This window comes from Kocuria sp. NBRC 114282, from assembly GCF_030268385.1.
GTDB lineage: Bacteria > Actinomycetota > Actinomycetes > Actinomycetales > Micrococcaceae > Kocuria > Kocuria palustris.
This window is the reverse complement of sequence record NZ_BSQO01000001.1, coordinates 539,734-564,538: the sequence shown is the minus strand read 5'-3', so window position 1 is coordinate 564,538 and position 24,805 is coordinate 539,734. Positions and strand designations below refer to the sequence as shown.

35 protein-coding genes are annotated in these 24,805 nt (G+C 67.9%); all 35 read right to left on the bottom strand.

The window, feature by feature from the left end; genetic code table 11:
* Window positions 1-104: 104 nt before the first annotated feature.
* Complete coding sequence (gene rpsI, locus QSJ40_RS02650; protein WP_285728496.1) at window positions 105-611, bottom strand: 30S ribosomal protein S9; 507 nt, start codon at window positions 609-611, stop codon at window positions 105-107.
* Window positions 612-649: 38 nt separating this feature from the next.
* Window positions 650-1,093: a 50S ribosomal protein L13 gene (gene rplM, locus QSJ40_RS02645; protein ID WP_006213478.1), complete on the bottom strand. Its 444-nt coding sequence runs from the start codon at window positions 1,091-1,093 to the stop codon at window positions 650-652.
* 246 nt (window positions 1,094-1,339) lie between these two features.
* Window positions 1,340-2,263, bottom strand: coding sequence for a tRNA pseudouridine(38-40) synthase TruA (truA, locus tag QSJ40_RS02640; protein ID WP_285728494.1), 924 nt, complete (start codon window positions 2,261-2,263; stop codon window positions 1,340-1,342).
* Window positions 2,264-2,496: 233 nt separating this feature from the next.
* The gene (rplQ, locus tag QSJ40_RS02635) at window positions 2,497-3,276 is read right to left on the bottom strand and encodes a 50S ribosomal protein L17, sunset domain variant (protein ID WP_053447817.1); all 780 of its coding nucleotides are present in this window, start codon (window positions 3,274-3,276) and stop codon (window positions 2,497-2,499) included.
* A gap of 85 nt (window positions 3,277-3,361) precedes the next feature.
* A complete protein-coding gene (locus QSJ40_RS02630; RefSeq protein ID WP_006213481.1) occupies window positions 3,362-4,363 on the bottom strand; it encodes a DNA-directed RNA polymerase subunit alpha in 1,002 nt (333 codons plus the stop codon).
* A 151-nt stretch (window positions 4,364-4,514) separates the two neighbouring features.
* Window positions 4,515-4,919, bottom strand: a complete 405-nt coding sequence (gene rpsK, locus QSJ40_RS02625) for a 30S ribosomal protein S11 (protein ID WP_006213482.1) — start codon at window positions 4,917-4,919, stop codon at window positions 4,515-4,517.
* A gap of 78 nt (window positions 4,920-4,997) precedes the next feature.
* Window positions 4,998-5,366, bottom strand: a complete 369-nt coding sequence (gene rpsM / locus QSJ40_RS02620; protein ID WP_006213483.1) for a 30S ribosomal protein S13 — start codon at window positions 5,364-5,366, stop codon at window positions 4,998-5,000.
* A 182-nt stretch (window positions 5,367-5,548) separates the two neighbouring features.
* A complete protein-coding gene (rpmJ, locus tag QSJ40_RS02615; protein ID WP_006213484.1) occupies window positions 5,549-5,662 on the bottom strand; it encodes a 50S ribosomal protein L36 in 114 nt (37 codons plus the stop codon).
* 61 nt (window positions 5,663-5,723) lie between these two features.
* Window positions 5,724-5,945 carry a translation initiation factor IF-1 gene (gene infA, locus QSJ40_RS02610; RefSeq protein WP_006213485.1) on the bottom strand — a complete coding sequence of 74 codons (222 nt, stop codon included), beginning with the start codon at window positions 5,943-5,945 and terminating at the stop codon, window positions 5,724-5,726.
* Window positions 5,946-6,220: 275 nt separating this feature from the next.
* Window positions 6,221-7,381, bottom strand: a complete 1,161-nt coding sequence (gene rlmN, locus QSJ40_RS02605; protein ID WP_081609413.1) for a dual-specificity RNA methyltransferase RlmN — start codon at window positions 7,379-7,381, stop codon at window positions 6,221-6,223.
* Between the two features lie 237 nt (window positions 7,382-7,618).
* Entirely contained in the window at window positions 7,619-8,449 is an 831-nt protein-coding gene (gene map, locus QSJ40_RS02600; RefSeq protein ID WP_285728488.1) for a type I methionyl aminopeptidase, read from the bottom strand.
* A gap of 155 nt (window positions 8,450-8,604) precedes the next feature.
* A complete protein-coding gene (locus tag QSJ40_RS02595; RefSeq protein ID WP_285728486.1) occupies window positions 8,605-9,168 on the bottom strand; it encodes an adenylate kinase in 564 nt (187 codons plus the stop codon).
* A 71-nt stretch (window positions 9,169-9,239) separates the two neighbouring features.
* Window positions 9,240-10,550, bottom strand: coding sequence for a preprotein translocase subunit SecY (secY, locus tag QSJ40_RS02590; protein WP_006213489.1), 1,311 nt, complete (start codon window positions 10,548-10,550; stop codon window positions 9,240-9,242).
* Between the two features lie 293 nt (window positions 10,551-10,843).
* Window positions 10,844-11,335, bottom strand: coding sequence for a 50S ribosomal protein L15 (rplO, locus tag QSJ40_RS02585; protein WP_006213490.1), 492 nt, complete (start codon window positions 11,333-11,335; stop codon window positions 10,844-10,846).
* 2 nt (window positions 11,336-11,337) lie between these two features.
* On the bottom strand, window positions 11,338-11,547 hold the full coding sequence (rpmD, locus tag QSJ40_RS02580; RefSeq protein WP_024289934.1) for a 50S ribosomal protein L30: 210 nt from the start codon (window positions 11,545-11,547) through the stop codon (window positions 11,338-11,340).
* Complete coding sequence (gene rpsE / locus QSJ40_RS02575; RefSeq protein ID WP_285728483.1) at window positions 11,547-12,260, bottom strand: 30S ribosomal protein S5; 714 nt, start codon at window positions 12,258-12,260, stop codon at window positions 11,547-11,549. The genes rpmD and rpsE overlap by 1 nt, the downstream gene beginning before the upstream one ends.
* Window positions 12,257-12,631 (bottom strand): 50S ribosomal protein L18, encoded by a 375-nt coding sequence (rplR, locus tag QSJ40_RS02570; RefSeq protein ID WP_024289933.1) that lies wholly within the window; start codon window positions 12,629-12,631, stop codon window positions 12,257-12,259. Before rplR ends, rpsE begins: the two co-directional genes overlap by 4 nt.
* Window positions 12,632-12,633: 2 nt before the next feature.
* The gene (gene rplF / locus QSJ40_RS02565; protein WP_024289932.1) at window positions 12,634-13,170 is read right to left on the bottom strand and encodes a 50S ribosomal protein L6; all 537 of its coding nucleotides are present in this window, start codon (window positions 13,168-13,170) and stop codon (window positions 12,634-12,636) included.
* A 30-nt stretch (window positions 13,171-13,200) separates the two neighbouring features.
* On the bottom strand, window positions 13,201-13,599 hold the full coding sequence (gene rpsH / locus QSJ40_RS02560) for a 30S ribosomal protein S8 (RefSeq protein WP_006213495.1): 399 nt from the start codon (window positions 13,597-13,599) through the stop codon (window positions 13,201-13,203).
* Window positions 13,600-13,663: 64 nt separating this feature from the next.
* On the bottom strand, window positions 13,664-14,224 hold the full coding sequence (gene rplE / locus QSJ40_RS02555; protein ID WP_006213496.1) for a 50S ribosomal protein L5: 561 nt from the start codon (window positions 14,222-14,224) through the stop codon (window positions 13,664-13,666).
* Complete coding sequence (rplX, locus tag QSJ40_RS02550; protein WP_006213497.1) at window positions 14,224-14,568, bottom strand: 50S ribosomal protein L24; 345 nt, start codon at window positions 14,566-14,568, stop codon at window positions 14,224-14,226. Before rplX ends, rplE begins: the two co-directional genes overlap by 1 nt.
* Entirely contained in the window at window positions 14,568-14,939 is a 372-nt protein-coding gene (gene rplN, locus QSJ40_RS02545) for a 50S ribosomal protein L14 (RefSeq protein ID WP_006213498.1), read from the bottom strand. The genes rplX and rplN overlap by 1 nt, the downstream gene beginning before the upstream one ends.
* Window positions 14,940-15,408: 469 nt before the next feature.
* A complete protein-coding gene (gene rpsQ / locus QSJ40_RS02540; RefSeq protein WP_006213499.1) occupies window positions 15,409-15,696 on the bottom strand; it encodes a 30S ribosomal protein S17 in 288 nt (95 codons plus the stop codon).
* Window positions 15,693-15,917 carry a 50S ribosomal protein L29 gene (gene rpmC, locus QSJ40_RS02535; RefSeq protein WP_006213500.1) on the bottom strand — a complete coding sequence of 75 codons (225 nt, stop codon included), beginning with the start codon at window positions 15,915-15,917 and terminating at the stop codon, window positions 15,693-15,695. Before rpmC ends, rpsQ begins: the two co-directional genes overlap by 4 nt.
* Window positions 15,918-15,947: 30 nt before the next feature.
* The gene (rplP, locus tag QSJ40_RS02530; protein ID WP_006213501.1) at window positions 15,948-16,364 is read right to left on the bottom strand and encodes a 50S ribosomal protein L16; all 417 of its coding nucleotides are present in this window, start codon (window positions 16,362-16,364) and stop codon (window positions 15,948-15,950) included.
* Entirely contained in the window at window positions 16,364-17,182 is an 819-nt protein-coding gene (rpsC, locus tag QSJ40_RS02525; protein WP_006213502.1) for a 30S ribosomal protein S3, read from the bottom strand. Before rpsC ends, rplP begins: the two co-directional genes overlap by 1 nt.
* Window positions 17,183-17,548 (bottom strand): 50S ribosomal protein L22, encoded by a 366-nt coding sequence (rplV, locus tag QSJ40_RS02520; RefSeq protein WP_006213503.1) that lies wholly within the window; start codon window positions 17,546-17,548, stop codon window positions 17,183-17,185.
* A 52-nt stretch (window positions 17,549-17,600) separates the two neighbouring features.
* On the bottom strand, window positions 17,601-17,882 hold the full coding sequence (gene rpsS, locus QSJ40_RS02515) for a 30S ribosomal protein S19 (RefSeq protein ID WP_006213504.1): 282 nt from the start codon (window positions 17,880-17,882) through the stop codon (window positions 17,601-17,603).
* Between the two features lie 12 nt (window positions 17,883-17,894).
* Entirely contained in the window at window positions 17,895-18,734 is an 840-nt protein-coding gene (gene rplB, locus QSJ40_RS02510; RefSeq protein ID WP_006213505.1) for a 50S ribosomal protein L2, read from the bottom strand.
* Between the two features lie 33 nt (window positions 18,735-18,767).
* The gene (gene rplW, locus QSJ40_RS02505; RefSeq protein WP_006213506.1) at window positions 18,768-19,070 is read right to left on the bottom strand and encodes a 50S ribosomal protein L23; all 303 of its coding nucleotides are present in this window, start codon (window positions 19,068-19,070) and stop codon (window positions 18,768-18,770) included.
* A complete protein-coding gene (rplD, locus tag QSJ40_RS02500; protein WP_006213507.1) occupies window positions 19,067-19,693 on the bottom strand; it encodes a 50S ribosomal protein L4 in 627 nt (208 codons plus the stop codon). The genes rplW and rplD overlap by 4 nt, the downstream gene beginning before the upstream one ends.
* 5 nt (window positions 19,694-19,698) lie before the next feature.
* On the bottom strand, window positions 19,699-20,355 hold the full coding sequence (rplC, locus tag QSJ40_RS02495) for a 50S ribosomal protein L3 (RefSeq protein WP_024289929.1): 657 nt from the start codon (window positions 20,353-20,355) through the stop codon (window positions 19,699-19,701).
* A 17-nt stretch (window positions 20,356-20,372) separates the two neighbouring features.
* Window positions 20,373-20,681, bottom strand: coding sequence for a 30S ribosomal protein S10 (gene rpsJ / locus QSJ40_RS02490; protein WP_006213509.1), 309 nt, complete (start codon window positions 20,679-20,681; stop codon window positions 20,373-20,375).
* A gap of 524 nt (window positions 20,682-21,205) precedes the next feature.
* Window positions 21,206-22,396 carry an elongation factor Tu gene (gene tuf / locus QSJ40_RS02485; protein ID WP_006213510.1) on the bottom strand — a complete coding sequence of 397 codons (1,191 nt, stop codon included), beginning with the start codon at window positions 22,394-22,396 and terminating at the stop codon, window positions 21,206-21,208.
* A 211-nt stretch (window positions 22,397-22,607) separates the two neighbouring features.
* Window positions 22,608-24,722: an elongation factor G gene (fusA, locus tag QSJ40_RS02480; protein WP_053447820.1), complete on the bottom strand. Its 2,115-nt coding sequence runs from the start codon at window positions 24,720-24,722 to the stop codon at window positions 22,608-22,610.
* Window positions 24,723-24,805: the final 83 nt, after the last annotated feature.

The window sequence follows — 24,805 nt, the reverse complement described above, 5'->3', positions numbered from 1 at the left end:
CTGTCGACGCGACAGCGCCCCGCCGCTGACGGACGATGTCCGTGTGCGACGGGGCGCTGGGGCAGGCAGTCCCGATCAGGCGGGAGCTGCGCAGAGGCGCTGGATCAGCGCTTGGAGTACTGCGGGGCCTTGCGGGCCTTCTTGAGGCCTGCCTTCTTGGACTCGATGACGCGGGCGTCACGGGTCAGGAAGCCTGCCTTCTTGAGGGTCGAGCGGTTGTGCTCCGCGTCGATCTCGTTGAGCGCGCGGGCGACGCCCAGGCGCATGGCACCGGCCTGGCCGGAGGGGCCGCCGCCGTGCACCAGCGCGATGACGTCGTAGGCGCCCTGCAGGTCCAGCAGCGTGAAGGGGTCGTTGACCTCCTGCTGGTGCAGCTTGTTGGGGAAGTACTCCTCCAGCGTGCGGCCGTTGATCTTCCACTGGCCGAAGCCGGGGATCAGGCGGACGCGAGCGACAGCCTCCTTGCGGCGGCCGGTGCCCTGGCCGGGGACGGTCAGCGCCGGACGCTCGGTGGCGACGGCGGACTCGGCGGCTGCGCCGGTGGACTCGGAGGTGTAGGAGGTCAGCTCCTCACCGTCCTGCGCGAACTGCTCATCAGTATTCTGAGCCACGATGTTCTCCTTGTGTCAGTCGTTCTCGTAGGCCCGGATTACTGGGCGACCTGGTTGAACTCGAAGGTCTTGGGCTTGTTCGCACCGTGCGGGTGCTCCGGGCCGGCGTAGACCTTGAGCTTGGACAGCTGCTGAGCCGCCAGCTTGTTCTTGGGGAGCATGCCCTTGATGGCCTTCTCGACCGCACGCTCGGGGCTCTTGGCGAGCAGCTCGGCGTAGGTGGTCGCGGTGAGGCCGCCGGGGTGGTTCGAGTGGCGGTACGCGATCTTCTTCTGCAGCTTGTCGCCGGTGAGGGCGACCTTGTCCGCATTGACGACGATCACGAAATCGCCGGTGTCGACGTGAGGGGCGTAGGTGGCCTTGTGCTTGCCGCGCAGCAGGACTGCCGCGTGGCTGGCCAGACGGCCCAGGACGACGTCGGTCGCGTCGATGACGTACCAGTCACGCTGGACGTCACCGGGCTTCGGGGTATACGTGCGCACGTTGATCTGCCTTCGTTCGATGAAGAGTGGCCCTGAGTTGGGGTCAGGGGCCGGTTTCCGTGTGCCTCCGGGGCTCGGGTGAGGGCCGAGCAGCATCCGGGTCCCCAGAACCTCAGCGCACCAGATCGCCCTGTGCCCTGCAACTGGACGGCGGATCCGGGTACACGTGAACCGAGGCGGGACACGCACAACAACACGCCACCCTACCCGAAGCGGCCGTCCGTTTCCACCGGGGCCGGCCCCGGCTCAGGCCCCTTCCCGACGCGCTCGCGTGAGCCGGGCTCGCTGCGCCAGCTGCGAGTCCTCCGGATACACGACCTCCTCCAGGACGAGCCCCCGGGGAGGCGCCAGCAGCGTCTCGGAGGACCGGGACCGCTCCTCCAGCCTGTCCCGCAGCCAGGAGGCGGGCCGCTCGCCCTTGCCCACCCGGACCATCGAGCCGACGATCGAGCGGACCATCGAGTGGCAGAAGGCATCGGCGCGCAGCTCGACCTCGAGCAGACCGCTGTCGGTGCGCCGCAGGGAGATCCCCTGCAGCTCCCGGATGGTGGTCGCCCCCGTCCGGGGGCGGCAGAAGCTCAGGAAGTCGTGCAGCCCCGGAAGCGGCTCGACGGCCTCCCGCATGGCGGTCTCGTCCAGCCGATGATCGAGGGCCCAGGTGGACTTACGGGTCAGCGGGTCGTGGCCGGCCGCTCCGTCGTCGATCCGGTACACGTAGCGCCGCGCGACCGCCGAGAATCGGGCGTCGAAGCCCTCGGGGGCGGGCCTGGCTCGTCGCACGACGATCGCCCCCGGGATCTCCGGAAGCCCCCGTCGGCGCCTGTCGGAGCCCAGGATCCGGCTCAGGCCTCCGGCCAGGCGCCGCTCCAGTCCGTCCGGTCGCGGACCCTCCCGACCGCTGAGCACCCGCATCGCCTGCTCGCCGGTGAGATCGGCATGGGCGACCTGCCCGCGGGCGTGCACACCGGCATCGGTGCGTCCTGCCACCACGAGCCGGGCCGGAGCGCGAACGACCAGCTCCAGGGCAGCCTCCAGGCTGCCCTGGACCGTCTCCAGCCCGGGCTGCACAGCCCAGCCCGCGAACGGCGTGCCGTCGTAGGCCAGGTCCAGGCGGAAGCGCACCGCCTCGGCGGCGCCCGCCCCTGCTGGGCTCTGCCTCTGCGTGCTCATCGCCTCGCCTCCCTCATCCGTCGTCGATCGGTTGCCGCGCTCCTGGGCGGTTCACCGGGGCGGATCCTTCAGCCCCGGCAAGTGTCCTGTGCGCGATCGCTGCCCGACCAGCGCACGGCCCGGCTGCTGCCGCCGTCGGCCCTGCGGAAACGCGAAAGCCGCCGTGCGGATGCGCAGGCATCCGCACGGCGGCCGTCGTCGGCCCGAGACCCGAGAGCCTCAGAGCCCGAAGATCACTCGCCGTCGATCTTCTGGGCGGCTGCGCCGCCTGCCGGGGCGAACCCGGCCGCCTCGGCGTTGGCCTTGGTGTCGAACCAGACCTCGGCGCGGGTGGAGGCGTACCAGCGCGAGCCGGGCACGTGGAACTTCATGGAGTCCTTGTTGCCCTTGATGGTGAAGCCCTCGGGGGTCTCCCCGGACTCGAGCGGCTTGGCGGAGCCGGCGAACTCGTCGGCCTCGATGTCGCCGGAGGCCTGGGCCTGGGCCTCGGCATCCGCGGCGGCGGCGCTGACGCCGCCCTCCTCGGCCAGCGGGGTCGAGGGGTCGGACACGACGTCCTCGGCAGCAGCCGGCTCAGCGGCAGCGGCCGGCTCGGCGGCCGGAGCCGCAGTGCGCGTGGCCGCCTCGGCCTCGGCGACGGTCGCCTTGGTGGCCACGGGCTCCATGACGAGCTCGATGACCGCCATGGGCGCGTTGTCGCCCTTGCGGTTGCCGATCTTGGTGATGCGGGTGTAGCCGCCCGGACGGTCCTCCATCGCCGAGGCGATGGTGGTGAACAGCTCGTGCACGACGGACTTGTCGGACAGCTGGCCCAGGACCTTGCGGCGGGCGTTGAGATCGCCCTTCTTGGCGGCGGTGATCAGGTTCTCGGCGTACGGGCGCACGCGACGAGCACGGGTCACCGTGGTGGTGACGCGCTTGTGCTCGAAGAGCTGCTGCGACAGGTTGCGCAGGATCAGGCGCTGGTGCGCCGGGCTGCCGCCGAGACGGGGTCCCTTGGTAGGTGCAGGCATGGTGATTGGTCTCCTGGAAGTGACTCAGCCGTTGCCGTCCGGCGCTCGGGGCGCGCGGTGGTCCGGATGAGGAGAGGCGGAAGGATTACTGAACGTCGAACGGGTTCTCGTCGTCGATGGCGGCGGGCCGCGCGGCGGCCTCGAACCCGGGAGGCGAGTCCTTGAGGGCCAGACCCAGCTCCTGGAGCTTGGCCTTGACCTCGTCGATGGACTTCGCGCCGAAGTTGCGGATGTCCATGAGGTCCGCCTCGGAGCGGGTCACGAGCTCGCCCACGCTGTGGATCCCCTCGCGCTTGAGGCAGTTGTAGGAGCGCACCGTCAGCTCGAGATCCTCGATCGGCAGCGCCATGTCGGCGGACATGGCGGCGTCGGTCGGGGACGGGCCGATCTCGATGCCCTCCGCCTCGATGTTGAGCTCGCGAGCCAGGCCGAACAGCTCCACCAGCGTGGTGCCGGCCGAGGCCATGGCATCGCGCGGGGAGATGGACTCCTTGGTCTCCACGTCCAGGACCAGGCGGTCGAAGTCCGTGCGCTGCTCGACACGGGTGGCCTCCACGCGGAAGGTCACCTTGAGCACCGGCGAGTAGATCGAGTCGACCGGGATGCGGCCGATCTCGGCATCCGCCAGCTTGTTCTGAGCGGCGGTGACGTAGCCGCGGCCGCGCTCGATGGTCAGCTCGAGGTTGAGGCTGGCCTTCGAGTTCAGCGTGGCGATCGGCAGACCCGGGTTGTGGATCTCGACCCCGGCCGGCACCTGGATGTCAGCGGCAGTGACCTCGGCGGGCCCCTGCTTGTTCAGGTACGCGGTGACGGGCTCGTCCTCCTCGGAGGACACGGCCAGCTTCTTGACGTTCAGGATGAGCTCGGTGACATCCTCCTTCACGCCCTCGATGGTCGAGAACTCGTGGAGGACGCCGTCCATGCGCACGCTGGTGACAGCGGCACCGGGGATCGACGAGAGCAGGGTGCGGCGAAGCGAGTTGCCGAGGGTGTAGCCGAAGCCGGGCTCCAGCGGCTCGATGGTGAACCGGGAGCGGTTGTCGGCCACGACCTCTTCGGAAAGGGCAGGACGCTGTGCAATGAGCACTGATGTTTCCTTTCGGCGTGCCTCCGCTATATGACGCACGCAGGTGGTGGAGCACTCTCTGGACGCTGCCGTCGGAATCGGGCCCGACGGCTGCGGAGGGCACGGCCGGCGCGAGGGGCGAGGCCCCATCGCGGCTCAGCCGTGCCGGTGATCAGACGCGGCGGCGCTTCGGGGGGCGGCAGCCGTTGTGAGCGCTCGGGGTGACGTCCTGGATCGAGCCGACCTCGATGCCGGTGGCCTGCAGGGAGCGGATCGCGGTCTCGCGGCCGGATCCCGGGCCCTTCACGAAGACGTCGACCTTGCGGACGCCGTGCTCCTGCGCGCGCTTGGCAGCGGCCTCGGCGGCCATCTGAGCGGCGTACGGGGTCGACTTGCGGGAGCCGTTGAAGCCCATCTCGCCGGCCGAGGACCAGGAGAGGACCGCACCCGACGGGTCGGTGATGGTGACGATGGTGTTGTTGAACGTCGACTTGATGTGGGCCTGGCCCTGGGTGACGTTCTTCTTGTCCTTGCGACGCGGCTTGCGAGCGGCGGTCGCACGAGTCTTTGGGGGCATTTCTACTCCTGCTGCGTGGTGGTCTTCTGTGCATTCGGCGCGACGAGCGGTCGCACCGGTTCAGATCAGGTGAGCGCGTTACTTCTTCTTGCCGGCGACGGTGCGCTTGGGGCCCTTGCGGGTGCGAGCGTTCGTCTTGGTGCGCTGACCGTGCACAGGCAGACCGCGACGGTGGCGGATGCCCTGGTAGCTGCCGATCTCGACCTTGCGGCGGATGTCGGCGGCGACCTCGCGGCGGAGGTCGCCCTCGACCTTGAAGCTGCCCTCGATGAAGTCGCGCAGTGCGACCAGCTGGGAGTCGGTCAGGTCCTTGACCCGGACATCGGAGGGGATCTCGGTGGCCGCGAGGGCCTCCTTGGCGCGGGTCGGCCCGACGCCGTAGATGTACGTGAGTGCGATCACCACGCGCTTGTCGCGCGGAAGATCGACGCCTGCGAGACGTGCCATATCGGCTGTTCTCCTCGGTTCGTTCCGGAGGTCTGGAGCATCGCTGTCCATCGGTGGGCATGAGCCCTGTTCCGTGGTCCCCGGCCTCCGTGCCCGGGGGTGCCCGCCTGGATCTCTCCGGTCGGGAGCGGTGCCTCTGTCATCCGCCGCTGGTGCGGCGGATATCTCGCCTCAGGGCTGATTCAGCCCTGACGCTGCTTGTGGCGCGGGTTCTCGCAGATCACCATGACTCGTCCGTTGCGGCGAATCACCTTGCACTTCTCGCAGATCTGCTTCACGCTCGGCTGGACCTTCATCGCATTCCTTCGCGTTTGCTGGACGAATCGGCGCCGCCGGCAGGACCGACGACTCTCCGACTCACTTGTAGCGGTAGACGATCCGACCCCGTGAGAGGTCGTAGGGGCTCAGCTCCACCACCACACGGTCCTCCGGGAGGATCCTGATGTAGTGCTGGCGCATCTTTCCGGAGATGTGGGCCAGGACGATGTGGCCGTTGTCGAGCTCAACCCGGAACATTGCGTTCGGGAGCGCTTCGACCACGCCGCCTTCGATCTCGATGACTCCGTCTTTCTTAGCCATGTACTCCGCTCACTTCAGTGCCCGCTCCCGAAGGAGACGGGCGGGGTTCGGCTCTCTGTCTGCAGATCTCTGCTGCTTCCGGTCCCGCGCACGACAGCCGACGCCCGGGGGCGAGACAGGTGCGGGGCGATGTCCGGGCACGCAGAGGGATACGCAGACAACCAGCAGAAGACATTACGCTACTGCGGCCCTGTGGACAAGATGGTCCGGGGCCTCCTTCGGCCGCAGGAAGGGTGATCTCGATCCCTCCGGGCGGTCGCCCAGTGCTGCTCGGCTCAGCTCGCGGCGGCCAGCTGCCCGCAGGCGCCGTCGATGTCCGAGCCGCGGGTGTCGCGAACGGTCGTGGGGATGCCGTGGGCACGCAGGCGCTCGACGAAGTTCTGCTCCACGCCCCGGCGCGAGGCCGTCCACTTGGAGCCCGGGGTGGGGTTCAGCGGGATCGGGTTGACGTGGACCCAGCCTGCTCCGCGGGCGTTGAGCTTCTCCCCGAGCAGGTCGGCGCGCCAGCCCTGGTCGTTCATGTCCCGGATCAGGGCGTACTCGATGGACACACGCCGTCCGGTGGCATCGAAGTACTCACGGGCCGCATCCAGCGCCTCGTCGACCTTCCACCGGTTGTTGATCGGGATGAGCTCGTCGCGCAGCTCGTCGTCCGGCGCGTGCAGGGACAGGGCGAGGGTGATCGGCAGGCCCTCGCGGGTGAACTTGCGCATGCCCGGCACGAGCCCGACGGTCGACATGGTCAGCCCGCGCGCCGAGATGCCCAGGCCCTCCGGCGCCGGGTCGATCAGGCGGTGGACCGCCTGCATGGTCGACTTGTAGTTGGCCAGGGCCTCCCCCATCCCCATGAAGACGATGTTCGAGACACGCTGCGGATCCTGCTCGCGGCGCCCGACCTCGCCGTCGCGGGTCATGCGGATGCCCTCGACCACCTGGCCCACGATCTCGGCTGCCGAGAGGTTGCGGGTCAGCCCCGCCTGCCCCGTCGCGCAGAACGGGCAGTTCATGCCGCAGCCGGCCTGGGATGAGATGCACATGGTCACGCGGTTCGGATACCGCATGAGCACCGACTCCACGAGGGCTCCGTCGAAGAGCCGGTGCACGCGCTTGACGGTGTCTCCGCCGTCGGCCCTGAGCGTGCGCACGGTGCTGAGCAGCTCGGGCATGGTGTCGTGCACCAGCTGCTCGCGCCCGTCCTTGGGCAGATCGGTCATATCCGCCGGATCGGAGGCGAAGCGCTCGAAGTAGTGGCGCGAGAGCTGCTCGGCGCGGAAGGGCTTGTGCCCCATCTCCTTGAGCATCTCCCGGCGTCCTGCCATGTTCGTGTCGGCGAGATGGCGCGGAGGCTTGCCGCGACGGGCGGCCTGGAACACGAGCTGGCCCGGCACCGGGCGCGGGGTGTCCGCGGTGCCGGCATCCGGGTCGGTCTGCTCCATGTCCACCGGCGGCTGGGCGGTCTCGACCTCCGAGATCTCGGTCTCGGCGTCATCTCCCAGGATCTGCGCCTCGTCGAGCTCCTCGACGGGGGCGATCGGCGTCTCGGGCCGACCCACGGTCGGATCCGGCAGCGGCTGGTTGGTCTGGCTCACGATGTCTCCAGGCCCCGGTGGGGCGGTGTCGGTTCTGCGGCGCGTCCCGATCAGGGTCGCTCATGAGGGGAGGGCTGTGTCTTCTCAGCTGCCGGGGATCGGCACGGGCGTGACGCCCAGGGGCTCGAGCTCGGAGGCACCGCCGTCCTCGGCGGTCAGCACCCACAGCCCGCCGCGGTGGATCGCCACGGAGTGCTCCCACTGGCTGGCGCGGCCGCCGTCGTCGGTGACCACGGTCCAGTCATCGGACAGGGTCGAGGTAGCGATGCCTCCGGTGACGAGCATGGGCTCGATGGCCAGGCACATGCCCGGCTTGAGCGCCGGCGAGCCGCCCGAGGAGCGGTAGTTGAGCACGTCCGGGGCCATGTGCATCTGCGAGCCGATGCCGTGGCCCACGTAGTCCTCCAGGATCCCCAGGCGCTGGCCCACGCGCTCGCGCACGTGGTCCTCGATCGCCGCGCCGATGTCGCCGACACGGGTTCCGGTGGCCGCCGCGGCGATGCCGCGCCACATGGCCTCGCGGGTCACGTCCGAGAGCAGCTGGTCCTCCTCCGACGGGTTGCCGAGGATCACGGTGCGGGCGGAGTCGCCGTTCCAGCCGTCGACGATCGCGCCGCCGTCGATCGAGAGGATGTCCCCCGTCTCCAGGACGCGCTCGCCCGGGATGCCGTGGACGACCTCCTCGTTGACGGACACGCAGACCGTCGCCGGGTAGCCGAAGTAGCCCAGGAAGTTGGACGTGGCCCCGTTGGCGGCCAGCACCTCGCGGAAGGCGGCGTCGACGTCTGCCGTCGTGGCCCCCGGGCGTGCGGCGGCCACCGCGGCGTCGAGCGCGCGGGAGGTCACCACGCCGGCACGGACCATGCCGCGCAGCTGCTCATCGGTCTTGTACTCGATCTTGCGGCGGCCGAACATGCCGCCCCCTCTCTTCTCGGGCAGTGCGCAGGGCCGGTGCTCGCGGCACCGGCCCTGCGCTGTCGTGCGACCCCGCTGGGGCCATGGTGGTCTCCGCCGCGCCGCGCACCCGTGGGTGCATCATGCTCTCGGAGGCTGCGCCGTCCGGCGGCGGATCAGGCCAGGGCCTGAGCGATCCGATCGGTGACCTCGTCGATCGTGCCGAGGCCGTCGACCTCGGTGACCAAGCCGCGGTCGGCGTAGAGGCTGATCACCGGGGCGGTCTCGCGGTCGTAGACGTCCAGTCGGTGCCGGATGACGTCCTCGGTGTCATCCGTGCGGCCCTGCTCCTGGGCGCGGTTGAGCAGTCTCGCGACCAGCTCGTCCCGATCCGCGGTCAGCTGCAGGACGACATCCAGCTGGGTGCCGGACTCCTGCAGGATGCGGTCGAGCTCCTCCGCCTGGGCGGTGTTGCGCGGGTAGCCGTCGAGCAGGAAGCCCTCGGCGCAGTCGTCCCACGACAGCCGATCGCGCACCATGCGGTTGGTCACGGAGTCCGGGACCAGGTTGCCGGCATCGGTGTAGGACTGGGCCTCCTTGCCGAGCTCGGTGCCGCTGCGGATGTTCTCCCGGAAGATGTCCCCGGTCGAGATGGCCGGGATCCCCAGGCGCTCGGCGATGCGCACCGCCTGGGTGCCCTTGCCCGCACCGGGCGGGCCGATGATCAGCATGCGAGTCATGTGCTTCTCCTGATCTGGAGCGGATGGTGGATGGCTGCGCCGGGCCCGCTCTGCACGCCGACGTCAGCGCTTCAGCGCAGCAGGCCCTCGTAGTGGCGCTGCTGGAGCTGAGCGTCGATCTGCTTCACAGTATCCAGGCCCACGCCCACCATGATGAGCAGCGACGGACCGCCGAACGGGAAGTTCTGGTTGGCATCGAAGAGCACCAGGGCCACCAGCGGGATCATCGAGATCACGCCGAGGTACAGCGCGCCGGGCAGCGTGATGCGGCTGATGACGTACTGCAGGTACTTCTCCGTGGGCCGCCCGGCGCGGATGCCCGGGATGAAGCCGCCGTAGCGCTTCATGTTCCCGGCGACCTCCTCCGGGTTGAAGGTGATCGAGACGTAGAAGTACGTGAAGAACACGATCAGCAGGAAATACGTGACCATGTAGACCGGGTGGTCGCCGGAGGCCAGGTAGGTGTTGATCCAGTTGATCCACCCCGGCATGGGCGAGCCGTCCGTGGGCGCCGCGAACTGGGTCACGAGCCCGGGGAGCATCAGCATGGACGAAGCGAAGATGATCGGGATGACGCCGGCCATGTTGACCTTGAGCGGGATGTACGTGGTCGAGCCGCCGATCGTGCGGCGGCCGATCATCCGCTTGGCGTACTGCACCGGCACGCGGCGCTGCGACTGCTCCACGAAGACCACGCAGATGATCACCACGAGGCCCACCAGGCAGACGAGCCCGAAGACCAGCGCGCCCTGCGTGTTGAAGATCTGGCCCAGGGCCGACGGGAACGACGCCGCGATCGAGGTGAAGATCAGCAGCGACATCCCGTTGCCCACGCCGTGCTCCGTGATCCGCTCGCCGAGCCACATGATCACGGTCGTGCCGGCGGTCAGCGCGATGATGATGATCGCGATGGTCAGCACCGAGTCGTTCGGGATGATCGGCAGCGGGCAGTCGCCCAGCAGCTGGCCCGACCGGGCCAGGGAGACGATCGTGGTCGCGTTCAGCAGCGCCAGCCCGATGGTGAGGTAGCGCGTGTACTGCGTGAGCTTGGCCTGGCCCTGCGGACCCTCCTCATGCAGCTCCTGGAAGCGCGGGATGACCACTCGCAGCAGCTGGACGATGATGCTCGCCGTGATATAGGGCATCACTCCCAGGGCGAAGATGGAGACCTGCAGCAGGGCTCCGCCGCTGAAGAGGTTGACCAGGTCGTAGACGCCGCCGCTGGCATTGCCCAGGGCCAGGCACTGCTGGACGTTGCCGTAGTCCACACCGGGAGCCGGGACAAAGGTGCCCAGGCGGTAGATCACGATGATCCCGATGGTGAACAGCAGCTTGTTCCGCAGCTCGGGAGTCTTGAACGCCCGTCCGAAAGCGCTGAGCAATCGACTCTCCTCTGGTCGTGGGGGCAGACCGTCGGCCGGTCTTCCGTCATCCGGCGAACGCCCTGGGACGGGCGGGGGTCGGCATGGGGCTGTGATGGCCCGTGCAAGTCTAACCATCGTGTCCAGCATCAGCGCATCGGGCCCGGGAGCGCCTCCTCACAGCCGAAGGCGGCCCTCCGCCTGCGCAGACGGCAGAAGGGCCCGTCCCCCGTGAGGGAGACAGGCCCTTCTGGTCGCGATCCGGTGGCGGACTCGGGGCGGATCCTCGGGGATCGCCTAGCCCGCCGCCAGGATCACAGAGCGGTGGTCGAACCGCCCGCGGCGGAGATCTTCTCAGCGGCCGACTTGGAGAACTTGTGCGCCGTGACATTCACGGCCACAGAGATCTCGCCGTCGCCCAGCACCTTGACCGGCTGGTTCTTGCGAACCGCGCCCTTGGCCACGAGCTGGTCGACGTCCACCGTGCCGCCCTGGGGGAACAGCTCCCCCAGGCGGTCCAGGTTCACGACCTGGTACTCGACGCGGAACGGGTTGGTGAAGCCGCGCAGCTTCGGCAGGCGCATGTGCAGCGCGAGCTGCCCGCCTGCGAAGCCCGGACGCACCTGGTAGCGGGCCTTGGTGCCCTTGGTGCCGCGGCCTGCGGTCTTGCCCTTCGACGCCTCACCGCGGCCCACGCGCTGGCGGGCCTTCTTGGCGCCCGGAGCCGGACGCAGGTGATGGATCTTCAGGGCGCTCGAGGTCGTGCCGTCCACGGACACGACGCTGTCGGTGTTCTGCTCAGCCATGATCAGGCCTCCTCAACCTGCACGAGGTGGGCGGCGGTGTTGACCATGCCGACCGTCACCTCATCCGCCTTGCGGACGACCACGTTGCCGGGGCGCTTGAGGCCCAGGGAACGCAGGGTGTCGCGCATGTTCTGCTTCTGGCCGACCACGGAACGGGTCTGGGTGATCCGGATGTCCCGGCCGTCAGCCTTGATTCGCTTCGGAGTGGTCATCACGCACCTGCCTTCTGCTGGATGCCGCGCAGGGGCGCCGGGATGGCGTCCTCCATCGACAGGCCGCGACGAGCAGCCACAGCAGCGGGCTCCTCGAGCATGCGCAGCGCCTCGATGGTCGCGTGCACGATGTTGATCTGGTTCGACGAGCCCAGCGACTTCGACAGGACGTCGTGGATGCCGGCGCACTCGAGCACGGCGCGCACCGGACCGCCGGCGATCACGCCGGTACCCGGAGTGGCCGGACGCAGCATGACGACGCCTGCGGCGGCCTCGCCCTGCACGCGGTGCGGGATGGTGCGGTCCTCGATGCGCGGGACGCGGAAGAAGTTCTTCTTCGCCTCCTCGACGCCCTTCTGGATCGCCGCGGGGACCTCCTTGGCCTTGCCGTAGCCGACGCCGACCATGCCCTCGCCATCGCCCACCACGACGAGTGCGGTGAAGCTGAAGCGACGGCCGCCCTTGACGACCTTGGACACGCGGTTGATGGTCACGACGCGCTCGAGGAACTTGTCCTTCTCCTCGTCGCGACCTCCGCGGCCGCCACGGCCGCCGCGGCCGCCGCGGTCGTTGCCACCGCGTCCGCCACGATCGTTGCGACCGCCGCGGTCATTGCCGCCGCGCCCGCCGCCGCTACCCTGGTTGGACTGCTCTGCACCGGTGGACTCGGTCTGAGTCTCGGTGGTGGTGTTCTCGGTGTTCTGCTCGCTCACAGTGCCAGACCTCCCTCACGGGCGCCGTCAGCGACGGCTGCCACACGACCGTGGTACTTGTTGCCCCCGCGGTCGAACACGACGGCCTCGATGCCGGCTGCCTTCGCGCGCTCGGCGACGAGCTCGCCCACGCGCTTGGCCTTCTCCGACTTGTCCGACTCCGCGGCGCGGAGCTCGGCTTCCATGGTGGATGCGGACGCGAGCGTCACACCGGCCTTGTCGTCGATGACCTGGACGAACATGTGCCGGCTGGAGCGGTTCACGACCAGGCGCGGACGCTCGGCGGTTCCCGAGACGTGCTTGCGGACGCGAAGGTGACGGCGGTTGCGCGCCGCGGACTTCGACTTGCCCCTCTTCAACTTGAGAGCCATGGTCACTTACCTGCCTTTCCGGCCTTGCGACGGATCTGCTCGCCCGCGTAGCGAACGCCCTTGCCCTTGTAGGGCTCCGGGGCGCGCAGGGCGCGGATCTTGGCGGCCACATAGCCGACCTGCTGCTTGTCGGTGCCCTTCACGAACACCTTGTTCGCGCCCTCGACGGCGAACTCGATGCCCTCGGGAGCCTCGAACTGGACCGGGTGCGAGTAGCCGAGGGCGAACTCGAGGTCCTTGCCCCTCGGCGTGACGCGGTAGCCCGTGCCGACGATCTCGAGGCCCTTCGAGTAGCCGTCGGTGACACCGACGATCATGTTGTTGATGAGAGTGCGGGTCAGCCCGTGCAGGGACCGCGACTCGCGCTCGTCATCGGGTCGCGACACCGTGATCACACCGTCCTCCAGGACGGCGGTGATCGGCGCTGCGATCTGGTGCTGGTGCTCCCCCTTAGGTCCCTTGACGGTGACCAGGGAGCCATCGATCTTCACCTCGACGCCGCTGGGCACAGAGATGGGGAGACGTCCGATACGTGACATGTTCTCTTCCTTCCTTCCTCTGCTAGCGGGTCACCAGACGTAGGCGACGACTTCGCCGCCCACGCCCTTCTTCGCGGCCTGACGATCGGTCAGCAGGCCGGAAGAGGTGGAGATGATCGCGATGCCCATGCCGCCCAGGACTCGGGGCAGGTTGGTGGACTTCGCGTAGACGCGAAGGCCGGGCTTGGAGATGCGGCGCACACCCGCGATGGAGCGCTCGCGCTGCGGGCCGAACTTGAGGTTCAGGACCAGGGTCTTGCCGACGCGAGCCGGCTCCTCGGTCCAGTCCTCGATGTAGCCCTCGGCCTTGAGGATCTCCGCCAGGCGGGCCTTCAGCTTCGAGTACGGCATGGCCACGGTGTCGTGGTAGGCCGAGTTGGCATTGCGCAGACGGGTCAGCATGTCTGCGACAGGATCTGTCATTGTCATGGTGGGCTCTAGCCCTTCCTCGTCATGGTTTCCCGCCCGGGGGCGGGACCTGCGACGTAGTGGTTCAGTTGGTCTTGAAGGGGAAGCCGAGCGCCTTGAGCAGTGCGCGGCCCTCATCATCGGAGGTGGCGGTCGTGACCACGGTGATGTCCATGCCGCGGACGCGGTCGATCTTGTCCTGATCGATCTCGTGGAACATCGCCTGCTCGGTCAGGCCGAACGTGTAGTTGCCGTTGCCGTCGAACTGACGGTCCGACAGACCGCGGAAGTCGCGGATGCGGGGCAGAGCCAGGGTCACGAGGCGATCCAGGAACTCCCACATGCGCTCGCCGCGCAGCGTGGTGTGGCAGCCGATCGGCATGCCCTCACGCAGCTTGAACTGGGCGATGGACTTCCGGGCGCGGTTGATGACCGGCTTCTGGCCGGTGATCGCGGTGAGGTCGCGCACGGCGCCGTCGATGAGCTTGGAGTCCTTGGCGGCATCTCCGACGCCCATGTTGACGACGACCTTGGTGATGCGCGGCATCTGCATGACGTTCTTGTAGCCGAACTGCTCCTGCAGCGCCGGCGCGACGACCTCGTCGTACTTGGTCTTGAAGCGCGGGGCGGTGGTGGTCTCAGTCATCACAGATCCTTGCCGGTGGTCTTGGAGACGCGGACGCGCACGGTCTTCGTCCGGCCGTTGCGCTCCACCGTCTCGGTGCGGTAGCCGACCTTGGTCGGCTTGTTGGTCTCGGGATCGACCAGGGCGACGTTCGAGATGTGGATCGGGGCCTCGACCTTCTCGATCCCGCCGGACTCACCCTGCATGGTCGGGCGCTTGTGACGGGTCATCACATTGACGCCCTCCACGACCACACGCTCGGTCTCGGTGATGACACGCAGGACCTTGCCCTGCTTGCCCTTGTTTTCCTTCTTGCCGGTGATGACCTGGACCAGGTCGCCGGTCTTGATCTTGAACTTGGGCATCAGAGCACCTCCGGTGCCAGGGAGACGATCTTCATGAACTTCTTGTCGCGCAGCTCGCGCCCGACCGGGCCGAAGATGCGCGTGCCGCGCGGATCGCCGCCCTCGGACTTGAGGATGACGGCCGCGTTCTCGTCGAAGCGGATGTACGAGCCGTCCGAGCGGCGACGCGACTTGCGCGTGCGCACGATGACGGCCTTGACGACATCGCCGCGCTTGACGTTGCCGCCGGGGATGGCGTCCTTCACGGTGGCGACGATGGTGTCGCCGATGCCTGCGTAGCGTCGACCAGAGCCGCCGAGGACACGGATGGTGAGAATCTCCTTCGCACCCGTGTTGTCGGCGACCTTGAGTCGCGACTCCTGCTGAATCACTGTTGCTCTCCTGTCGTCACGCTGGTTCTCGCACCCTTCGAGAGCAGGGGCGGGCCTTGCGGAACAGTTCGTCGGATGGATCCCCCTCCACCGGCTCCGCGCGAGGCGCTCCCGGCAGGGGCTCCGCCGCACCGTGCCAGAAGCATCTGGACTCGTGGTCTTGCCGGTGTGCCCGAAGGCGCGCCGAAGCCGCGAGCATTATGCGCTGGCACGGAAGGCAGAGGGTCGGGGGCATAGAGATGCCCACACAAGGGAGAAACTTTAGCACATGAGGAACCCGCCCGTCAGGCCGTGATCCGCGCCAGGACGCGGATCACGGCTTGAGCCGCATCACGTCCTGGCGGGCAGGACCGGCCGGCGGGGACGGCGAAGCGCCCCTCCCCCGCGCGAGCGGTGAAGGGGCGCTAGCCCTGCGGTGCCCCGCATGCGACGGGGTCCCGTGTGGCTCCCGCAGCGCGGGAGCCTCAGATCACTTGGCCTTCTCGACGATCTCCACGATGCGCCAGTTCTTCTGAGCCGACAGCGGGCGGGTCTCAGCGATGCGGACGAGATCGCCCACGCCGCACTCGTTGGCCTCGTCGTGGGCCTTGACCTTCTGCGTGCGGCGGATCACCTTGCCGTAGAGGGCATGGGTGACGTTGTCCTGCAGCTGCACGACGACGGTCTTGTCCATCTTGTCCGAGACGACGTAGCCGCGGCGGGTCTTGCGATCCCCGCGCTGGTCGGTCTCAGCGGTCTTCTGAGGCTGCTCGGTCACTTGGCACCATCCTTCGAGGTCTCGGCTGCGCCGCGGATGCCCAGCTCGCGCTCACGCAGCACCGTGTAGATGCGCGCGATGTCGCGCTTGACGGCCTTCAGACGGCCATTGCTCTCGAGCTGACCCGTGGCCGACTGGAAGCGCAGGTTGAACAGCTCCTCCTTGGCCTTCTTCAGCTCGGACTGGAGAGCGGCGTCGTCGAGCTCGACGAGCTTCTCCATGTTCAGATCCTTGGATCCAACGGCCATTGATCATTCACCGCCTTCGCGACGCACGATGCGCGCCTTCATCGGGAGCTTGTGGATGGCCAGGCGAAGGGCCTCACGGGCCACCTCGTCGGACACGCCGCCCAGCTCGAACATCACGCGACCCGGCTTGACGTTGGCGACCCACCACTCGGGCGAGCCCTTGCCGGAGCCCATGCGGGTCTCAGCGGGGCGCTTGGTCAGCGGACGGTCCGGGAAGATGTTGATCCAGACCTTGCCACCGCGCTTGATGTGGCGGGTCATGGCGATACGAGCCGCCTCGATCTGCCGGTTGGTGACGTAGGCCGGGGTCAGTGCCTGGACGCCCCAGTCTCCGAAAGAGACCGTGGTGCCGCCGGTCGCAGTGCCACCGCGCTTGGGGTGGTGCTGCTTGCGGTGCTTCACACGACGGGGGATGAGCATCAGTTACCACCCTCTGCATTCGCTGCGGGGGCGTCGCCGGAGCGCTCTCCACGACGTCCACCGCGATCATTGCGGTCAGTGCGCTCGGGACGGCGACGGCGATCGCCGGCGCCTCCGCCGCGACGGTCTCCGCCGCGGCCGCGGGACTGGGTTGCCGCCTCCTGAGCTGCGAGCTCCTTGGAGGTCAGGTCGCCCTTGTAGATCCAGACCTTCACGCCGATGCGGCCGAAGGTGGTCTTGGCCTCGAAGAAGCCGTAGTCGATGTTCGCGCGGAGCGTGTGCAGGGGCACGCGGCCCTCGCGGTAGAACTCCGAGCGGGACATCTCGGCGCCGCCCAGACGGCCGGCGCACTGGATGCGGATGCCCTTCGCGCCGGCGCGCTGCGCCGACTGGATGGACTTCTTCATGGCGCGGCGGAAGGCCACGCGCGAGGCGAGCTGCTCAGCGACGCCCTGGGCGACCAGCTGCGCATCGATCTCGGGGTTCTTGACCTCGAGGATGTTCAGCTGGATCTGCTTGCCCGTGAGCTTCTCGAGCTCGCCGCGGATGCGATCGGCCTCGGCGCCGCGGCGGCCGATGACGATGCCCGGACGCGCCGTGTGGATGTCCACGCGGACGCGGTCACGGGTGCGCTCGATATCGACCTTCGAGATGCCGGCGCGCTCCATGCCGGTGTCCATGAGCTTGCGGATCATGATGTCCTCGCGGACATAGTCCTTGTACTGCTGGCCCGCCTTGTTGGAATCGGTGAACCAGTGCGAGACGTGGTCCGTGGTGATTCCCAGACGGAAGCCGTTGGGATTGATCTTCTGTCCCACTTAGCGGACCTCCTCGTTCTCCGGGGTCGCCACGACCAGGGTGATGTGGCTCGTGCGCTTGTTGATGCGGAACGCGCGGCCCTGGGCTCGCGGACGGAACCGCTTCATCGTCGGACCCTCGTCCACGAAGGCCTCGCTCACGACGAGCTCCTCCTCGCGGAACGGCAGTCCCTTCTGATCGGCGGTCTGTCGCGCGTTGGCGACCGCCGAGGACAGGACCTTGAACACCGGCTCGGAAGCGCCCTGCTGGGCGAACTTCAGAATCGCCAGAGCCTCGTGCGCCTGCTGGCCACGGATCAGGTTGACGACGCGCCGGGCCTTCATCGGCGTCACGCGAACGTAGCGCGCGGATGCCTTGGCTTCCATTGCTTTCCTCTTCTCGTCTTATCGGGAAGTCAAACGCTGCGACCTGAGAAGGTCAGCGGCGCTTGCCCTTCCTGTCGTCCTTCACGTGGCCGCGGTAGGTGCGCGTGGGCGCGAACTCGCCGAGCTTGTGACCGACCATGGACTCGGTGACGAACACCGGGATGTGCTTGCGTCCGTCGTGCACCGCGATGGTGTGGCCGAGCATGTCCGGCACGATCATCGAGCGACGGGACCACGTCTTGATGACGTTCTTGGTGCCCTTCTCGTTCTCCTTGGCCACCTTGAGATACAGGTGCTGGTCGACGAAGGGGCCCTTCTTCAGGCTGCGTGGCATGGTTCAGGCTCCTCAGCGCTTGTTCTTGCCGGTGCGACGGCGACGGACGATGAGCTTGTCGCTCTCCTTGTTGGGGCGACGGGTGCGACCCTCGGGCTTGCCGTTCGGGTTGACCGGGTGACGGCCGCCGGAGGTCTTGCCCTCGCCACCGCCGTGCGGGTGGTCCACCGGGTTCATGACGACGCCGCGCACGGTCGGGCGGATGCCCTTCCAGCGGTTGCGGCCGGCCTTGCCCCAGTTGATGTTCGACTGCTCGGCATTGCCGACCTCGCCGACGGTCGCGCGGCAGCGGACGTCGACGTTGCGGATCTCGCCGGAGGGCAGACGGAGCTGTCCGTACTTGCCCTCCTTGGCGACCAGCTGCACCGAGGCGCCGGCCGAGCGGGCCAGCTTGGCGCCGCCGCCCGGACGCAGCTCCACAGCGTGCAGCGTGGTGCCGACCGGGATGTTGCGCAGCGGCAGGTTGTTGCCGGGCTTGATGTCGGCCGCCGGACCGGACTCGACGATGCTGCCCTGAGTCAGGCGCTTGGGCGCCAGGATGTAGCGCTTGGTGCCGTCCACGTAGTGCAGCAGCGCGATGCGCGCGGTGCGGTTCGGGTCGTACTCGATGTGCGCGACCTTGGCGTCCACGCCGTCCTTGTCATGGCGACGGAAGTCGATGACGCGGTACTGGCGCTTGTGCCCGCCGCCCTTGTGGCGCGTGGTGATGCGACCCAGGTTGTTGCGTCCGCCCTTCTTGGGCAGCGGGCGCAGCAGGGACTTCTCCGGGGTCGAGCGCGTGATCTCTGCGAAGTCCGCGACGGACGAGCCGCGGCGGCCCGGCGTCGTGGGCTTGTGAATGCGAATAGCCATGTTCTAGTTCCTCGTTGACTCTGTTCCCGGGCCTCAGCCCTGGGAACCGCCGAAGATGTCGATGGTGCCCTCGGACAGCGTCACCACAGCACGCTTGGTGCTGTTGCGCTGCCCCCAGCCGAAGCGCGTGCGCTTCCGCTTGCCGGCACGGTTGATCGTGTTCACGGAGGCCACCTTGACGTCGAAGATGGACTCGACGGCCTGGCGGATCTCGATCTTGTTCGCATCCGGGGTCACCTGGAAGATGTACTGGCCCTGATCCATCAGGGAGTACGACTTCTCGGAGAGCACCGGAGCGACGATGACGTCGCGGGGGTCCTTGTAGGTCACGCTCACTTGGCGTCCTCCTGCTTCTTGCCGGCCGTGGCGGCCTCGACGAATGCGTCGTACGCATCCTTGGTGAAGACCACGTCGTCGCTGACCAGCACGTCGTAGGTGTTCAGCTGATCCGCGTAGATGCTGTGCACGTTCTGCAGGTTGCGCACCGACAGAGCGGCGACGTCATCCTGGCGCGAGAGCACCACGAGCGCGTGCCTGCGCGAGGTCAGACCCGCCAGCGCGGCCTTGGCGGCTGCGGTGGACGGGGTCGTGCCCTCGACGAGGGTCGACACCACGTGGATGCGGCCGTGACGGGCACGGTCCGACAGGGCACCGCGCAGGGCGGCGGCCTTCATCTTCTTGGGCGTGCGCTGCGAGTAGTCGCGCGGCACCGGGCCGTGCACGATGCCGCCGCCGGTCATCTGGGGCTCGCGGATGGAGCCCTGACGGGCGCGGCCCGTGCCCTTCTGCTTGAAGGGCTTGCGGCCGGCGCCGGAAACCTCGGCGCGGGTCTTGGTCTTGTGGGTGCCCTGACGGGCGGCCGCGAGCTGCGCCACGACGACCTGGTGCATCAGCGGCACCGAGGACTTGGCGTCGAAGATCTCAGCGGGGAGGTCCACGTTGATGGTCTCAGTTGCCATGAGTATCAGGCTCCCTTCACGGAGGTGCGGACGAGGACGACCGAACCCTTGGCGCCCGGCAGGGCGCCCTTGATGAGCAGCAGGGAGTTCTCGGCATCCACACCGTGCACCTTGAGGTTCGTGGTGGTGTGGCGCTCGTTGCCCATGCGGCCGGCCATGCGCATGCCCTTGAAGACGCGCGCTGCGTAGGACGCATTGCCGATCGAGCCCGGCTTGCGGTGGTTCTTGTGGGCACCGTGGGAGGCGGAGACGCCGGCGAAGCCGTGGCGCTTCATGACACCTGCGGTGCCCTTGCCCTTGGTGGTGCCGACGACGTCGACGCGTGCGCCGGCCTCGAAGATCTCCACGGAGAGCTCCTGGCCCAGGGAGTACTCGGCGGCATCCGACGTGCGCAGCTCGACCAGGTGGCGGCGCGGGGTCACACCGGCCTTCTCGAAGTGACCGGCCAGGGGCTTGGTCACCTTGCGCGGGTCGATCTGGCCGTAGCCGATCTGGACGGCGGAGTAGCCGTCGTTCTCCGGGGTCCGCAGCTGGGTCACAACGTTGGTGTCAGCCCGGACCACGGTGACGGGAACCAGGTTCCCGTTCTCGTCCCAGACCTGGGTCATGCCGAGCTTGGTGCCCAGGATGCCCTTCATCTGGCGTTCGTAAGTCGTAGTCATTGCGTCTGCGGTCCTTATCAGAGCTTGATTTCGATGTTCACATCGGCCGGCAGGTCGAGTCGCATGAGCGAGTCGACCGCCTTCGGCGTGGGATCGACGATGTCGATCAGGCGCTTGTGCGTGCGCATCTCGAAGTGCTCACGGCTGTCCTTGTACTTGTGCGGCGACCGGATCACGGTGTACACGTTCTTCTCGGTCGGCAGCGGCACCGGACCGACGACGGTTGCGCCGGCACGGGTCACCGTCTCGACGATCTTGCGGGCCGAGACGTCGATGACCTCGTGGTCATAGGACTTCAGCCGGATGCGGATTTTCTGTCCCGCCATGGCGTCGTGACTCTCTTTCTTCAAGTACTTCCCTGTGACGGAGCCGAGGCTCCTTATGCGTGGCGCTGCCTTCAGCGCCGCTCCGCACGGGCTGAATCCGACGTCGTCGGGTTCCTCAGCCTGCCGGAGCACCGTCCCCCGGGGTCGGGCGTGTCGTCTATTCGCTCTGCGCAGACGACAGCATCGATCCCGGATCGCGGGAGGGTCGTTCAGAGGGGTTCGCTGCGGCCCAGGCCTCGCCAGGAGGCCGGACCCTGCATCGTTCGGTGCGCTGCGAGCAGCGCCGATGCGCGAACAACGCCGTCCATCTTGCCACGATCCTCGGATGCCCCGCAACCCCGGGTGCGTCGATGTGGCTCAGCTCTCCCGCCGCGCGCAGCTCGAGCGACGGCCTGAGGCAGCGGAGCCCCACTGTCGGGTGGGCACGGCGAAGGGCCCCGCACCGACGGATCGGTGCGGGGCCCTTCGAGGCTTCCGGGACTCAGGCTCGTGCGAGCCCGCGTCCGGGATCAGTCAGCCGATGATCACTTGGTGATCTTGGTGACCTTGCCGGAGCCCACGGTGCGGCCGCCCTCGCGGATGGCGAAGCCGAGGCCCTCCTCCATGGCGATCGGCTGGATGAGCTCGACCGACATCTCGGTGTTGTCGCCGGGCATGACCATCTCGGTGCCCTCGGGCAGGGAGATGACGCCGGTGACGTCGGTGGTGCGGAAGTAGAACTGCGGGCGGTAGTTCGTGTAGAAGGGGTTGTGACGCCCACCCTCATCCTTGGACAGGATGTACACGTTGGCCTCGAAGTCCGTGTGCGGGGTGATCGAGCCGGGCTTGCAGACGACCTGGCCGCGCTCGACGTCGTCGCGCTTCAGGCCGCGCAGCAGCAGGCCGCAGTTCTCGCCGGCCATGGCCTCGTCCATCTGCTTGTGGAACATCTCGATGCCGGTGACCGTGGTCTTCTGGATCGGGCGGATGCCGACGATCTCGACCTCGGAGTTGATCGGCAGGGTGCCGCGCTCGGCACGGCCGGTCACGACGGTGCCGCGGCCGGTGATCGTGAAGACGTCCTCGACGGGCATGAGGAAGGGCTTGTCGGTGTCGCGGACCGGGTCCGGGATGAACTCATCGACGTTGTCCATGAGCTCCTCGATCTTGGCAACCCACTCCGGGTCGCCCTCGAGGGCCTTCAGCGCCGAGACGCGCACGACGGGGGCGTTGTCGCCGTCGAACTCCTGGTCCGAGAGCAGCTCGCGGACCTCCATCTCGACGAGGTCCAGCAGCTCCTCGTCATCGACCATGTCCGACTTGTTCAGGGCGACCATCAGGGTCGGCACGCCGACCTGACGGGCGAGCAGGACGTGCTCGCGGGTCTGCGCCATGGGGCCGTCGGTGGCGGCGACCACGAGGATCGCGCCGTCCATCTGGGCCGCGCCGGTGATCATGTTCTTGACGTAGTCGGCGTGGCCGGGGGCGTCGACGTGCGCGTAGTGGCGCTTCTCGGTCTGGTACTCGATGTGCGAGATGTTGATCGTGATGCCGCGCTGGCGCTCCTCCGGAGCGGAGTCGATGCCGCCGAAGTCGCGGGCCTCGTTGAGGTCCGGGTACTTGTCGGCCAGGACCTTGGAGATCGCAGCGGTCAGCGTGGTCTTGCCGTGGTCGACGTGACCGATGGTGCCGATGTTGACGTGCGGCTTGCTGCGCTCGAACTTGGCCTTCGCCATGGTGGTTCCTCCTAGAGAATGATGCGAACTTGCTCGCCCTTGACGCGTGCAGAGGCGCTCAGCGGGCGGAATCCTCTGCAAGTGTAGTCGGGCTGGTTGGGGGTGAGAAATCGGTCGGTGCGGCGGGCCCGCCCGGCTCGGGGTCGGCTGCGGGCCCGCGATCGAGGCCGTGGGGCCGTCGGCGGCTCCTCACAAGGAAGCCGCCGACGGATCACTCGCCGCGGTTCTTCTGGATGATCTCCTCGGCGACGTTCTTCGGGACCTCCGTGTAGGAGTCGAAGGACATCGAGTACACCGCGCGGCCCTGCGTCTTGGAGCGCAGATCGCCGATGTAGCCGAACATCTCGGACAGCGGAACGCTGGCCTTGACGAGCTTGATCCCGGAGACGTCCTCCATGGACTGGATCATGCCGCGGCGCGAGTTCAGGTCGCCGATGACATCGCCCATGTACTCCTCGGGCGTGCGGACCTCGACGGCCATGGTCGGCTCGAGCAGAACCGGGTTGGCGCGCTTGGCGCCCTCCTTGAAGACCATGGAGCCGGCGATCTTGAACGCCATCTCCGAGGAGTCGACGTCGTGGTAGGCGCCGTCGAGCAGCGTGGCCTTGACGCCCACGACCGGGTAGCCGGCCAGCACGCCGAGCTGCATGGCGTCCTGGATTCCGGCGTCCACCGACGGGATGTACTCGCGCGGGATGCGACCGCCGGTGACGGCGTTGTCGAACTCGTAGAGCTCCTCGGCCTCGAGGTCGATCGGCTCGAAGGAGACCTGCACCTTGGCGAACTGACCGGAGCCGCCGGTCTGCTTCTTGTGGGTGTAGTCGACCTTCTCGACGGACTTCCTGATGGTCTCGCGGTAGGCGACCTGGGGCTTGCCCACGTTCGCCTCGACGCGGAACTCGCGCTTCATGCGATCCACCAGGATGTCCAGGTGCAGCTCGCCCATGCCGCCGATCTCGGTCTGACCGGTCTCCTCGTTGAGGGAGACCGTGAAGGTCGGATCCTCAGCGGAGAGCTTCTGGATGGCGGTGGAGAGCTTCTCCTGGTCGCCCTTGGTCTTGGGCTCGATCGCCACGAAGATCACGGGAGCCGGGAAGGACATGGACTCCAGCACGATCGGGTTGGCCGCATCGCACAGGGTGTCACCCGTGGTGGTGTCCTTCAGGCCGATAATCGCGTAGATGTGACCGGCCTGGATCTCCTCGACCGGGTTCTCCTTGTTGGAGTGCATCTGGAACAGCTTGCCGATGCGCTCCTTCTTGGACTTGGTCGAGTTCAGGACCTGCTCGCCGGCCTTGGCCGTGCCCGAGTAGACGCGGGTGTAGGTCAGCTGGCCGTAGAACGGGTGCGCAGCGACCTTGAAGGCCAGAGCGGAGAACGGAGCGGTGCGATCGGCCGGACGGGTCATGACCTCGTCCTCGTCGCGCACCGAGTGGCCCTGGACGTCGTCGACGTCGAGCGGCGAGGGCAGGTAGTCCACGACGGCGTCGAGCATCGGCTGCACGCCGCGGTTCTTGAACGCGGAGCCGCAGAAGACCGGGTAGGCCTCCGAGGCGATGGTCAGCTTGCGGACGCCGGCCTTGATCTCATCGATCGTCAGCTCCTCGCCGCCGAGGTACTTCTCCATGAGCTCGTCATCGGCCTCGGCCACGTTCTCGACCAGCTCGGCGCGGTACTGCTCGGCGCGCTCCTGGAGATCCGCGGGGATCTCCTCGGTCTTGTACGAGGCGCCCAGGGAGACGTCTCCCTTGGAGTCGCCCTCCCAGACCAGGGCCTTCATGTGGACCAGGTCCACGACGCCCACGAAGTCGCTCTCCGAGCCGATCGGCAGCTGCATGACCAGCGGCTTGGCCTTGAGGCGGTTGATGATGGTGTCGACGGTGAAGTAGAAGTCCGCGCCCAGCTTGTCCATCTTGTTGACGAAGCAGATGCGGGGGACGTCGTACTTGTCCGCCTGGCGCCAGACGGTCTCCGACTGGGGCTCGACGCCCTCCTTGCCGTCGAAGACGGCGACGGCGCCGTCGAGGACGCGCAGGGAGCGCTCGACCTCGACCGTGAAGTCCACGTGGCCCGGGGTGTCGATGATGTTGATCTGGTTGCCGTCCCAGAAGCAGGTGGTGGCCGCGGAGGTGATCGTGATGCCACGCTCCTGCTCCTGAGCCATCCAGTCCATCGTGGACGCACCCTCATGGGTCTCACCGAGCTTGTGGTTGATGCCCGTGTAGAACAGGATGCGCTCGGTGGTGGTGGTCTTGCCGGCGTCGATGTGCGCCATGATGCCGATGTTGCGGACCTTCTTCAGGTCGGTAAGCACGTCTTGTGCCACGGTGAGTCCCTTCTGAGGTGTTCCCGGCGGTCTGCCGCCCCCGATGAGGGGCGGCAGACCGAGCCGATGCTACCAGCGGAGCC